The following is an 11,862-nucleotide window of genomic DNA, read 5'->3' on the forward strand; positions in this document are numbered from 1 at the left end:
GCAAAGGAAGCAATCATCATGGAACACGTCATCGCATTCCCAGGGCTTGGCCTGGAATTCACCATCAACCGCGTCGCATTCACGGTATTCGGCAAGGAAATCTACTGGTACGGCATCATCATCTGCGTCGGCTTTATCCTGGCCGCGCTCTACCTGAATTTCCGCGTCAAAAAATTCGGCTTCACCTCGGATAACCTGATCGACTGCATGATCATCTGTGTGCCGGTGGGCGTGGTCTGCGCCCGCCTGTACTACGTTGTCTTTGAGTGGGAGTATTACAGCCAGCATCCGGCCGAGATCGTCGCCGTTTGGAACGGCGGCATCGCGATCTACGGCGCAGTGATCGGCGTATTGATCGCCCTGTTCGCTTACAGCCGCTTCAAAAAGCTGTCGTTTGCCGGCCTGTGCGACATGGCCGCGCTCGGCCTGCTGATCGGCCAGTGCATCGGCCGCTGGGGCAACTTCATCAACGGCGAGGCGCACGGCGGCACAACGCTGCTCCCCTGGCGCATGACGATCGACGCGGGCAGTCCGGTACACCCGACGTTCCTGTATGAGTCCCTATGGAACCTGGTTGGCTTTATCGCCCTGCATTTCATCTCCAAAAAGCGCAAATTCGAGGGCGAGATCGCACTTCTGTACGTCGCCTGGTACGGCCTGGGGCGCGCCTGGATCGAGGGCCTGCGCACGGACAGCCTGTACCTCGGGCCGATGCGCGTGTCCCAGATCCTGGCCGTGATCAGCTGCGCCGCAGCCATCGTCATTCTGGTTCGCAAATACAACCGCATTGCGGTCAGCAAAAAATTCTACCAGCCGCCGGCGCCCGTACCGGCGGAAGCCCCTGTGCCGTTGGAGCAACCCGCAGGCAGTGAAAAGCCGAAAACGGCGCAGGAGAGCGCCGCGCCCGCGCAGGAGCCTGCGGCGAACGGCAGCCCGGCCGCGGAAAGCGCGCCGGAACAAAAGTGACCCGTTTCCATCATAAGAGGAGGATATGACATGAGTGCAGTAAGAATGGACGGAAAAGCGCTTTCCGCAAAGGTGCGCGGCAGCATCCTGGCGGAGACCAAGGCGCTGAAAGAAAAAGGCGTTACGCCCGGCCTTGCGGTTATCATCGTGGGCAACGACCCTGCCAGCGAGATTTACGTCCGCAATAAAGAGAAAGCCTGCGCCGAATGCGGCTTTTATAGCGAGAAGTATGCGCTTCCCGCGGAAACCTCCCAGGAGGAGCTGCTCGGCCTGATCGCGCAGCTCAACCAAAGCCCCCAGATTTCGGGCATCCTGTGCCAGATGCCGGTGCCGGAGCATATCTCCGAGCAGGCGGTGATCGACGCGATCGACCCGAAAAAGGACGTGGATGCGTTCCATCCGGTCAACGTGGGCAAAATTATGGTGGGCAACTTCGACTTTGTCCCCTGCACCCCCGCGGGCGTGATGGAGCTGCTCGATGAATATGGAATCGACCCCAAGGGCAAGGAGTGCGTTGTGGTCGGTCGGTCGAACATCGTCGGCAAGCCTATGAGCATGCTGCTGCTGCACCGGCACGGCACGGTCACGATCTGTCACAGCCGCACCAGCGGCCTTGCGGCGGTGTGCCGCCGCGCGGACATCCTGGTCGCCGCCGTGGGCAAGGCCGGCTTTATCACGCCGGACATGGTAAAGGACGGCGCGGTTGTGATCGATGTCGGCATCAACCGCAACGCCGAGGGCAAGGTCTGCGGCGATGTTGCGCCGGAGGTCATGGAAAAGGCGTCCTATATGACGCCGGTGCCGGGCGGCGCGGGACCAATGACCATCACCATGCTGATGAAGAACACGCTCAAGGCCGCAAAGCTTCAGCACAGTCTTTGAGCTGGAAACAGAAGGCGTGCCAGCGTACGACGTTTTATCCGTGGATACAACACGATGCCGCCCCTCCGTGCGGGGACAGTGCGCCGCCCGGCGCGGGGGCAAAAGGGGAGGACAACTCGCATGGGTTGTCCTCCCCTTTTGAATTCCCTGCTTTCCTTTTTTCACGGCTACAAGGTTTTGGCGCTTCCACAGGGCCAGTTTACGGCATTTGCTCCCGCAAATAAGAGCGCGCTCCGCGCGCAAGGTAGGTCGCGCGTTCCATCTGCCGCCCATTTGCTGTATCACGGTAAGCGCAACGGCTTCCACCCCAAGGGGATGGTGGGTGGGGTGGGCGGCGGCTCCCCCCTCCCGCGCGCTGTTACGCGCGCATGAACCGTTTCGGACAGGCGGCATCCGTTTTCCCGCTGTCCCGTTCTAACCTCCGCGCGAACAGAGCTCCCGCAACAGCCCCCGTATTTTTTCGGAGCGGTCCTGGTCAGAAATAGGAACGGCGCAGCCGTTCCCGCCTCCGGCCTGCGCATCAGGGAAAAGGGGGGATTGGCAAGAGGGGAGAAACCGTCGGTTTCTCCCCTCTTGTCCGCCCGCGCCGCGCAGGCGCAGCTTCCCCGCTTTCGCCAAAGCGGAAACGCAAACGGAGAGGAAAACCACTTCCTCCCCGTTTTTTATATATTTACAGTATGTAGACCTGCGTCGTCTCGTAGACCTCGTAGACCTTTTTGAGCGTCGCCATCTCGGTTCCGGCCAGCCGGCTGCTCGCCCGCGCGGTAGCGACCGCAAAACGCGCCATTTCGTCAAACCGCAGGCCCTTGTTCATCGAATTGGCGATCGCGCCAACCATTGCGTCGCCCGTACCGACCGCGCCTTCGTCGTAGATGCGCGGGTTGGTGTTGACGTACAGCGCTTCGTCCTCGCTTTTGGAAACGAACACCGCGCCCTCCTGACTCATGGAAACACAGACCGTACCCGCGCCCATATCCAGCATCTTGCGCGCGGAAACCAAGACAACCTCTGGATCGGTCGAGGGCTTATCACCGACCGCCTCCGCCAACTCGAAGATATTCGGCTTGACCACATCAGGTTCGCACTGAAGCGCTTCGAGCAGCAGCTCGCCCTGCGCGTCGATAATCAGCCTGCAGCCGCGTTTTTTGATCGTCTGGCACAGCTTACGGTAATTCTGCATAGAAAAGCCCGGCGGCGTGGAGCCGGCCAGGACAAAAATATTGCCCTTATCTAGGTAATTATCCATACGGTCCAGCAGACGGAGGAAATCCGCGTCTTCCAGCTTGTTGCCCGGTTCGTTGACCTCCGTATGCCCGCCCTGCGCGTCGATGATCTGTGTGTTGACACGCATCTGTCCCGAAACATCGACAAAATCATGGTGAATATCCGCAGAAGTCAGCATATCTTTCATCATACGGCCGTTTGTACCCGCAGAGAAACCCAACGCCACGCTGTCCCCGCCCAGCGCTTTGACGGCGCGGGAAACATTGATACCCTTGCCGCCCGGTTCCAGATAACTGGACACCGCCCGGTTGAGCTTGCCCACGACCAACGGCTGTTCGATGCGCAGCGTGCGGTCGAGCGCGGCATTGAGCGTTATCGTGATAATCATAGGAGCCCCTCCTGAAACAATTTCTCTCTTCTTTCTATTTTACCGAATCGGACGGACAATGTAAATGCTTTTTCGAAATATTCGAGGCAAAACAAAAAGCGGCAACGTATCCAAAAACGATAGCCGCCGCCCCTATAATCCTTTTTCCGCCAGCCCGCGCGCCAGGCTGATATAAAACCGCTTCACAGAAAAGCCCGGCGCGTCCTTTCGGAACACGTCCACCACCTGCTGGTGGGAAACCCCGTCCAGCGTGCCGCGGTACAGGCCCCACCGCGCCGAGGCCGGCGTGACCAGCCCGTCGCTCGCCCCGTGCGCGGGGTAAAACAAACCGCGCGTCAGCATCATAGCGCCATCCGGATGCACCGTGCCGATCCGTGTCCCCCAGCTTTGGTAAAACACGCAGTTCGCATCCGGGTTGTCCCGATTGAAACGCACGAGATATGCCGGCGTAAGCTGCTCGCCCGCGCGCAGGGAATCCGGCTTTTCATCGCCGTGCCGCGACCAGTAGGCGTCGTTCCCACACGCCCACAGCGCAACGCCCGGACGGGCGTACAGCAGCAGCTCGGCCACACGCGAGCCGCGGTTAGGCGTGGACAGCATGGAAAGCGAAGCAATATACCGCCCGTATCCCATGTTGGAGATCAGATACCGCGCCTCCAGCCCGCCCTTGGAATGAGCGATGATATTCACCCGTCGGCAGCCCTGCTCCCTGAGGACGCGGCGCACCGTGCGCGCGAGCTGCGCCGCGCCGGTCTCGATGCTGCCCCAAGCGTCCTGCCCACCGAGGTAAACGACGGCGCCTCGGGCGCGCAGCAGATCCGGCACACGCCCCCACGGCGTGTAAAGGCCGCCCTGATCGGTCACCCCCAGCCCGTGCGCCAGGATAATCGGATATCTCGTCATAGCGTCTTTTCCTGTCATTTGTGGTATTTGCCGCCTGCGGCAATATTCAGCGCGCGGTATACCTGCTCCAGCACCATCACGCGCGCCAAATGGTGCGGGAACGTCATGGGAGACATGGACAGGCGCAGCGCCGCGCGCTGCTTGATGCGCTCCGACAGCCCGCAGGAGCCGCCGATCACCAGGCACACCCTGCTGGTTCCGGAAACCGTCAGCCGCCCCAGATAGTCGGCAAGCTGTTCGGACGACATCGTCCGTCCCTCCACACACAATGCAACCACCGCCGCCCCCTGCGGGAGCTTTTCCTCGATCAGACCGGCCTCTTTCTCAAGCGCCTGCCGCACCTCTCCCGCCGAAGGCGCCTGCGGCAGCCGTGCCTCCGGCAGCTCGACGATTTCCAGCCTACAGTACGCGCCAAGGCGTTTCTCATATTCCTTTACCGCGTCCGCCCAGAACTTTTCGCCCAGCTTGCCGACGCAAATCAGCCGGACAGAGAGCATGCTTCTTCCTCCCCGAACAGGACCGGCTCCTCCATGCGCTCGCGCGGCGCGATATGGACCGCACAGGCGGGCAGACCGCGCAGCGCAGCCCTGGTCTGTTGGAACGCCAGCTCCGGTATATTGTTTTTCTCGCTCAGATGGGCAAGGATCAGCGTCCTTGTCCCGTTTTTGACCAGATCGGCGGCAAATGCCGCGCAGTCCGGATTGGACAGGTGACCAGCCGGCCCTGCCACGCGCATCTTGAGCGGGTACGGGTACGGCCCCGCCTGCAGCATATGCGGGTCGTGGTTGCTTTCCAGTACGACCGTCCCGCAGCCGCGCAGCCTGTCCGCCACATCGCGCGGCACAAAGCCGAGATCGGTCGCAAACCCGAACCGGCTTTCACCGTGGGACAATATGTAGCCGACACTGTCCGCCGCGTCGTGCGGCGTTTCAAAGGTCTCAACATCCACGTCCCGCACCCAGAACGCCTCGCCGCTTTCAAATACGTTCAGCCGGTCGCGGCAGAGCGGCTCCTTTTGCGCAAGCGCCTCCGCCGTGCCGCGCGAGGCAAACACCGGCGCGCCCGCTTTCTTCAGGAACATCGGCAGGCCCTTCACATGGTCGATATGCTCGTGCGTAAGCAGCACGGCCGACAGGTCGTCCAGCCCCAGTCCGACCGCCGTGAGCGCGGCCGTGATCTTGCGCAGGGACACCCCCAGATCAATCAGAATTGCGGCGCCTCCGGCCACATACAGGCCGCAGTTGCCGGTCGAGCCGCTTGCAATGCTGTAATAATACCGTTCCGCCACTGACTAAACCCCTTTGCTTTCCAAAACAGCGGAGAGGTTGCCCCCTCCGCTGTCTGCATCCTGCTTGTGTTACGCGCGCTCCGCCATGCCCATGGAATCCGGTATCTCCGAACGGTACATATCCGCGCCAAGCGCCACAAATTTCTCCACCAGCGTTTCGTAGCCGCGCTCGATGTTCTGCACCTGCTCAACCTCGGTCACACCCTTGGCCGCCAGCCCCGCGATAACCATGGCCGCGCCCGCGCGCAGGTCGTGCGCGCGCACCGGCGCGCCCTTGAACTCCTCGACGCCCTCAATAACCGCGATCTTGCCGTCCACATGGATGCTCGCACCCATGCGCGCCAACTCCTCAGTATAGCGGTAGCGGCTGTCCCACACGCCCTCGGTGACGATGCTCGTGCCTTCCGCAAGGCAAAGCGCGGTTGTCATCTGCGGCTGCATGTCGGTCGGGAAGCCTGGGTACGGCATGGTCTTGATGTTGGTGCGCGTCAGGCGGTTCTCCCTCCGCACCAGCACCGAATCGTCGAATTCCGTGACCTCCACGCCCATCTCCTTGAGCTTGGCGGTGATGCACTCCAGATGCTTGGGGATAACGTTTTTTACCAACACCGAGCCGCCGCACGCCGCGACCGCGGCCATAAATGTGCCGGCCTCGATCTGGTCCGGTATGATGGAATAGCTGCCGCCCTGTAGCCGCTCCACGCCGCGGATCTTAATCACGTCCGTACCCGCGCCCTTGACGTCTGCCCCCATCGCGTTGAGGAAGTTCGCCAGATCGACGATATGCGGCTCCTTGGCGCAGTTCTCCATAATGGTCTGGCCTTTGGCGAGAACCGCGGCGAGCATGATATTCATGGTCGCGCCCACCGAAACCACGTCAAAATAGATGTGCGCGCCGTGCAGACCCTCTTCGGGAGCCTCCGCGCGGATATAGCCGCCCTTGGGCAGCGTAACCTTGGCGCCGAGCGCCTCGAAGCCCTTGATATGCTGGTCGATCGGGCGCACACCGCCGAAGTTGCAGCCGCCTGGCATCGCGACTTCCGCAAAGCCGTATTTGCCGAGCAGCACGCCGAGCAGATAGTACGAGGCGCGCAGCTTGCGCTCCAGCTCATGCGGCTTGAGGCTCGGGTGCTGGGAATTGCGGATCTCGACCGTCGTCGCGTTCACAAGGCGGATCTGCGCGCCAAGCTCCCGCATGATCTCGAGCTGCAGCGTTACGTCAATGATCTTCGGCACATTTTCAATCCGCACCGGCCCATCCGCCAGCAACGCCGCCGGCACGATCGCGACCGCCGCGTTTTTTGCGCCCGAAATCGTAACCTCGCCGTTGAGCGTTTTACCGCCGTTGATTACATACTTGGTCAAAATCCACCTACTCCTCACTCTTTGGTCCGCGCGGCCGGTCGGCCGCAGCTGTCAAATACCATACTCTATTTTATGAAAACGGACGCCCCCGTGGTGCATCCGCGCAAAATTTCACCTATATATTTTACCACAATTTCCGATAAAGGAAAGCCCTTTTTCAATTTTCCTGCTCGAGTATCGTTTTTTTAGCACAATCCACCAAATAATCCCCCGAATCCGTTCCGATCTTCCAAGTGGGCATCAACTGCAGGCGCCTGCCGCTGTCCGACTGCAGGCGGTAGCCGATGGTCATGCTGGTGATGCGGGTGCAGTCCTGCCCGTTTGCCGCGAATGCAAGCAGCGCGTCCGAGGCGACGCAGACCGTGCCGCTCGCCTGCACGGTCGTATAGGGCGTGCCAAAGCTCCACAGGCCGGAAACGGCGACGCCGCCCTGCCCGTCGAACCGCAGGGATATCTGCCGGTTGAAAACCGGCAATCCGGCCGCGGTGCCTGTCATGGTCACGGACAGGCCATCCGCTGTATACGCCGCGTCGTCCGACGCAAGGCCCCATTTTTCCAGCAGCCGCTGTGCCAGACGCTGCGCCTGCTTTTCCTCCTCCGGCGCAGGCTCTCCGGTCGCGCACTCGCCCTGCAGCCTCCCGTCCGCCTGCCATTCCAACGAACCGGACGCGCCCTCCAGCAGCACCGCGCCGTCCTCGCGCTCCGTACGCTCCAGCTCGCCGCCGAGCGCGGCCGCGGCGACCGCCTCCTCGCTGGTGCGGCTGCGGTCGACCGACAGCGTGGGCAGCACCGTGTCCCCGGGCAGGCGAAACGACGCATCCAGCTCTATCCCGTAGCCGGAAAGCAGTTCGCCCAGATTGGCCTGCAACTCGCGGACACGCTCCCAGTCCTGCCACTGCTTCACGCCCAGATTACATAAAAGGAACGCATTGACCGCCACCAGAATGACGATCAGTATATTTTTTACCTTACCCCATTGCAAAGCGTCCGTTCCTCCTCTCCCGCCGTGCGCACCGCATCACAGATAAAACCGGCCGGGCGCAAAATAGTCTCCGTCGCTGCGGTAGGCGACCATCAGACTGCGCGTTTCCCCCTGCGCGCCCGCCGCCGCCTGCCGCGCGGGAAGCACAGTGCGGCGCACCTCGTCCGCGTGGAAGCGCTGCAGCCGGATGGTCGCGGAGGTGAGCGAGCCGTTTTCAAACACAAAGGTTGCGAAATCGTTGTCCCCCAGCACAGGGACGCCGCCGTACATCTGCAGGAACACCAGCGTCGTGCGGTTGCCGTTGTGCTGCACCGCGTAGAGCGAGGCGTGGGTGTCGGTTTCCCCCGCGCGCACCGCCGTGTCCAGGATCGTCCGCGCGCAGTCAAGCTGGGCGTCCAGCGCGGCACGGCCGGCGGCCTCCCCCGCGTCGTAGGCGCGCACCGTGCTGTCCGCGCCCGCCGCGTACTGGATCAGGCCGGCCGCGTTCACGCGCAGCGTACTCACATCGTCTACAAACACCCGAACGCGGTCGTTCTGCTCGGAATAATAGTTCGCATACGGCGTAAAGCCGAACGCATCGAGCAGGTCCTCCAATCCGGTGCCGCTCTGCGGGTCGAACAGGTCGATGCTCCCCGCTTTGAGCAGGGGGAGCGACAGCGTTTCCCGATCAAACAGCAGCGTTTCCGGATAAACCGCATACGCCTCGCCGGAAAACTGGCAGGACAGGCCGCGGAAGCCCTGCTGCGCGGCGCGCAGCACGCTTTCGTCCGCGTCCGCCGCGGCGGCGTACAGCGCGCCCGTATCCGTGCGCACAAACAGCTGGCCGCTGCCCGCCGTATAAACCAGCGTCTCAACCGCCAGGTCGCTCTGCCAGGAGCCGCCCATCCAGCCGGCTGCAACGCTCAGCGGGATCGCGCCGTGATAGCGCAGCAGCGCGCAGTCCCCGGCCCGCAGGGCTGCGACCAGCTCCGCCTCTTCCGCCTGCTCCAGCTCCCCGTCCGACAGTACCGCCGCCCACAGCGGACGGACCGCTTCCAGGCCTGCGTCGATGTCGGTCAGGCTGTACTGCACGCCGTAAAGCTGTCCGTCCGTGGTCAGCGCGAGCTGCGCGGGCTCGGCCGCCGCCACGCCGGACGAGCGCAGCTCGTACCCGACCGCGCCGCCGAACACATGGTCGTACGCGCGCCGCAGCAGGTTGTCCGCCGGCATCTGGTCGATGTTCATGCCCGCCAGCCAGTTGGCCGCGCAAAGCACGCCCAGCAGTAGAACCAGCACGATCAGGGAAACGTTTTTCGCGGTGTTTTTCACCGAATGTCCGGCCTGGTTCATACCGGCCCCTCCTCCCGATTCGGGATGAGGTCGGTCGGCAGGGTGATGGTCACAGTCGTACCCTTGCCATATTCGCTGGCCAGCGCGATCTTGCCCTCGTGCTGCTCCACGATCTCCTTGGCGATCGCCAGGCCCAGACCGGTGCCGCCCGCCTCGCGGCTCCTCGCCTTATCCACGCGGTAGAAGCGCTCGAACAGGCGCGGCACGTCCGCCGCCGGAATACCCACGCCGTCGTCCTCCACTGTGATACGCACGCGGTTGGCTCCGGCCATGCGCGCGGACAGACGCACATGGCCGCCCGCCGGCGTGTATTTGACCGCGTTGGACAGGATGTTCACCACAACCTGCTCGATCCTCTCGCGGTCGCCCACGATCTGCGGCAGGTCGTCCGGCGTATCCACAGTCAGCTCATGCCCGCTGTCCTCCGCCGTGAATTTCATGGCGTTGGCCACGTTTTTCAGCATATCCCCCAGCGGGAAGCGCGTCATACGCAACTCCATCCGGCCATAGTCCAGCTTGGACAGTGTCAGCAGGTCGGTCACGATGCGCGCCATGCGCTCGGACTCGCTGGAGATAACGCCGAGGAACTGCTTTTCCGTATCGATCGGGATGTCGCCCGCCGCGTCCAGCAGCGTTTCGGTATACGAGCGGATATTAGTCAGCGGCGTGCGCAGCTCGTGCGATACGTTCGCCACGAACTCACGGCGCGCGTCGTCCAGCCGGCGCTGCTCGGTAATATCGTGGATAACCGCGATCACGCCGCCCTCCCCGTCCAGCGCGCCGTACGGCGCGAGTGTGACCGAAAGCACGCGGCCGAAGCGCGTAATCTCACTGGTCAGGAACGACCGCATGGCGGTCTCGTCCGAATTGGGCATATCCAGGTCGGCGAACATTTCGTCGAATGTCAGGCCGTCCTCCACCCGCACGCCCAGCAGGCTTTCGGTCGCCGGATTCATATGGATGAGCCGGCCCGCGGTCGTGAACGCTGCTACGCCGTCCGTCATATGCAGGAACAGGGTGTTCAGCTTGTCTCGTTCGCCCTGCACCTCGCCGACCGTGTTCTTGAGCTGACCCGCCATGTAGTTGAACGAGCGTGTCAGCTCGCCGATCTCGTCCGAGGACTGCACGCCCAGCTCCTGATCAAAGTTGCCCTTCGCAATCGAACGGGCGCCCTCGGTGATGCGCTCGATCGGGGTGGTGATGGTTTTGGAAAGCAGAAAGGAAAGCAGGATGGCCGCGAGCAGGCCGAACATCATCGCCTGCATGACGATCTGGAAGAACCGCCAGGACATGTCCGACACCTCGCGCTTGTCATCCGCAATGTACACAATATAATCGACCTGGTCGCCGTCCCCCGCGCGGATCGGGACCGCAACGTCCATCACGCTGTCCGCGACCGACGAGCGGGTACCCGTCTCTCCCGCCATCGCCGCGATGACGTTGCTTGTCCGCGTGAACGAGGCTTCGCGGAGCGCGTTTGAGCTTGCCAGCACGCGCCCCTGGCTGTCCAGAATATAATAGGTCCGGTAATTATCGATGCCAAGCTGCCCCTCGTAGCTGTCCACGACAGTCTGGATATCCGTTGTTCCTGCCTGGGCCGCGTTTTCGAGCGACTGCATCACATCCGTCTGGTTAAACACGTTCTGCATATCCTCGTAAAAGCTGTCAATATAGAACGTGCTGACGCTGTTGATCAGGAACGTACCCACCACGGCCATGACCGAAACGATCATCAGAACCAGGATCAGCACAAGCTTCATGTGTAAGGATCGAAACATAGCTTACTCCCCGTCGGCAAAATAGTAGCCCATGCCCCGCTTGGTCATAATGTGCCGCGGGCTTGCGGGCTGATCCTCCACCTTTTCGCGCAGGCGCCGGATCGCAACGTCCACCGCGCGCAGGTCTCCGTAATATTCATAGCCCCATACCTGCTCCATCAGCTCCTCGCGCGAAAAAACGCGCCCCGGCGCCGCGGAAAGAAAGCACAGGATGTCGAATTCACGCGCCGACAGCTCCAGCGGACGCCCGTTTTTGTACACCATGCCGTTGTCCTTGGAAATACGCAGCCCACCGCCGGACGGCAAGGGCGCTTTTTCCCGTTCCTCGCCCGACACCGTGCGGCGCATATTGGTTTTGACGCGCGCCATCAGCTCGCGCATGGAGAACGGCTTGGTGATATAATCGTCCGCCCCCAGTTCAAGCCCCATGACCTTGTCGGTCTCCTCCTCGCGCGCGGTCAGCATGATGATCGGCGTGTTGTGGAATTTTTCGCGTACACGCTTGCAGACCTCGAAGCCGTCCATGCCAGGCAGCATCACGTCGAGCAGGATCAGGTCGGGCGCGTCCTCCAGCGCGTGCCGCAGGCCCTCCGTCCCGTCGTATGCCACGATGGTATCATAGCCCTCGCGCTGCAGGTTGAACACCAAAATATCCGCGATGGCCTTTTCATCCTCCACCACGAGGATCGTTTTCTTTTCCATAGATTCCTCCTTTTCAGAGGGTGGGTTACGCGGGAAACCGCCGGTCCGCCGGTTT

The 11,862-nt window shown here is 62.2% G+C and carries 11 protein-coding genes; 2 read left to right on the forward strand and 9 right to left on the reverse strand.

The genetic code is table 11. The annotated features are described in order from the left end of the window. Nucleotides 1-18 precede the first annotated feature (18 nt). Both lgt and folD read left to right on the forward strand, forming a co-directional pair. Entirely contained in the window at nt 19-966 is a 948-nt protein-coding gene (gene lgt, locus RX717_RS14675) for a prolipoprotein diacylglyceryl transferase (protein ID WP_107631503.1), read from the forward strand. A 30-nt stretch (nt 967-996) separates the two neighbouring features. Next, the gene (gene folD / locus RX717_RS14680) at nt 997-1,848 is read left to right on the forward strand and encodes a bifunctional methylenetetrahydrofolate dehydrogenase/methenyltetrahydrofolate cyclohydrolase FolD (protein ID WP_054327411.1); all 852 of its coding nucleotides are present in this window, start codon (nt 997-999) and stop codon (nt 1,846-1,848) included. Between the two features lie 670 nt (nt 1,849-2,518). Here folD and RX717_RS14685 read toward each other — a convergent pair. The 9 genes from RX717_RS14685 to RX717_RS14725 form a co-directional block, all read right to left on the reverse strand. Then, entirely contained in the window at nt 2,519-3,460 is a 942-nt protein-coding gene (locus tag RX717_RS14685) for a 1-phosphofructokinase family hexose kinase (protein WP_054327409.1), read from the reverse strand. A gap of 132 nt (nt 3,461-3,592) precedes the next feature. After that, nucleotides 3,593-4,363, reverse strand: a complete 771-nt coding sequence (locus tag RX717_RS14690; protein WP_054327408.1) for an esterase/lipase family protein — start codon at nt 4,361-4,363, stop codon at nt 3,593-3,595. A 14-nt stretch (nt 4,364-4,377) separates the two neighbouring features. Then, nucleotides 4,378-4,860 carry a 23S rRNA (pseudouridine(1915)-N(3))-methyltransferase RlmH gene (gene rlmH, locus RX717_RS14695; protein WP_147573798.1) on the reverse strand — a complete coding sequence of 161 codons (483 nt, stop codon included), beginning with the start codon at nt 4,858-4,860 and terminating at the stop codon, nt 4,378-4,380. Further along, nucleotides 4,842-5,651 carry an MBL fold metallo-hydrolase gene (locus tag RX717_RS14700; protein WP_054327407.1) on the reverse strand — a complete coding sequence of 270 codons (810 nt, stop codon included), beginning with the start codon at nt 5,649-5,651 and terminating at the stop codon, nt 4,842-4,844. The genes rlmH and RX717_RS14700 overlap by 19 nt, the downstream gene beginning before the upstream one ends. Nucleotides 5,652-5,720: 69 nt before the next feature. Continuing rightward, on the reverse strand, nt 5,721-7,016 hold the full coding sequence (locus RX717_RS14705; protein WP_054327406.1) for a UDP-N-acetylglucosamine 1-carboxyvinyltransferase: 1,296 nt from the start codon (nt 7,014-7,016) through the stop codon (nt 5,721-5,723). A 157-nt stretch (nt 7,017-7,173) separates the two neighbouring features. Beyond that, nucleotides 7,174-7,998 (reverse strand): hypothetical protein, encoded by an 825-nt coding sequence (locus RX717_RS14710; RefSeq protein ID WP_107631500.1) that lies wholly within the window; start codon nt 7,996-7,998, stop codon nt 7,174-7,176. 36 nt (nt 7,999-8,034) lie between these two features. Continuing rightward, nucleotides 8,035-9,327 (reverse strand): hypothetical protein, encoded by a 1,293-nt coding sequence (locus RX717_RS14715; protein WP_107631499.1) that lies wholly within the window; start codon nt 9,325-9,327, stop codon nt 8,035-8,037. Next, nucleotides 9,324-11,105: an ATP-binding protein gene (locus RX717_RS14720; RefSeq protein ID WP_107631498.1), complete on the reverse strand. Its 1,782-nt coding sequence runs from the start codon at nt 11,103-11,105 to the stop codon at nt 9,324-9,326. The genes RX717_RS14715 and RX717_RS14720 overlap by 4 nt, the downstream gene beginning before the upstream one ends. Nucleotides 11,106-11,108: 3 nt before the next feature. Continuing rightward, nucleotides 11,109-11,807 (reverse strand): response regulator, encoded by a 699-nt coding sequence (locus RX717_RS14725; protein WP_054327402.1) that lies wholly within the window; start codon nt 11,805-11,807, stop codon nt 11,109-11,111. Nucleotides 11,808-11,862 lie beyond the last annotated feature (55 nt).

This window comes from Intestinibacillus sp. NTUH-41-i26 (assembly GCF_032769475.1).
Classification (GTDB): domain Bacteria; phylum Bacillota; class Clostridia; order Oscillospirales; family Butyricicoccaceae; genus Agathobaculum; species Agathobaculum ammoniilyticum.

Bases quoted from the DNA above. Each gene is read 5' to 3' on its own strand.
- folD (WP_054327411.1), top strand. From the start codon at position 997: ATGAGTGCAGTAAGAATGGACGGAAAAGCGCTTTCCGCAAAGGTGCGC.
- RX717_RS14725 (WP_054327402.1), bottom strand. From the start codon at position 11,807: ATGGAAAAGAAAACGATCCTCGTGGTGGAGGATGAAAAGGCCATCGCG.
- RX717_RS14690 (WP_054327408.1), bottom strand. From the start codon at position 4,363: ATGACGAGATATCCGATTATCCTGGCGCACGGGCTGGGGGTGACCGAT.
- RX717_RS14720 (WP_107631498.1), bottom strand. From the start codon at position 11,105: ATGTTTCGATCCTTACACATGAAGCTTGTGCTGATCCTGGTTCTGATG.
- lgt (WP_107631503.1), top strand. From the start codon at position 19: ATGGAACACGTCATCGCATTCCCAGGGCTTGGCCTGGAATTCACCATC.
- RX717_RS14715 (WP_107631499.1), bottom strand. From the start codon at position 9,327: ATGAACCAGGCCGGACATTCGGTGAAAAACACCGCGAAAAACGTTTCC.
- RX717_RS14685 (WP_054327409.1), bottom strand. From the start codon at position 3,460: ATGATTATCACGATAACGCTCAATGCCGCGCTCGACCGCACGCTGCGC.
- rlmH (WP_147573798.1), bottom strand. From the start codon at position 4,860: ATGCTCTCTGTCCGGCTGATTTGCGTCGGCAAGCTGGGCGAAAAGTTC.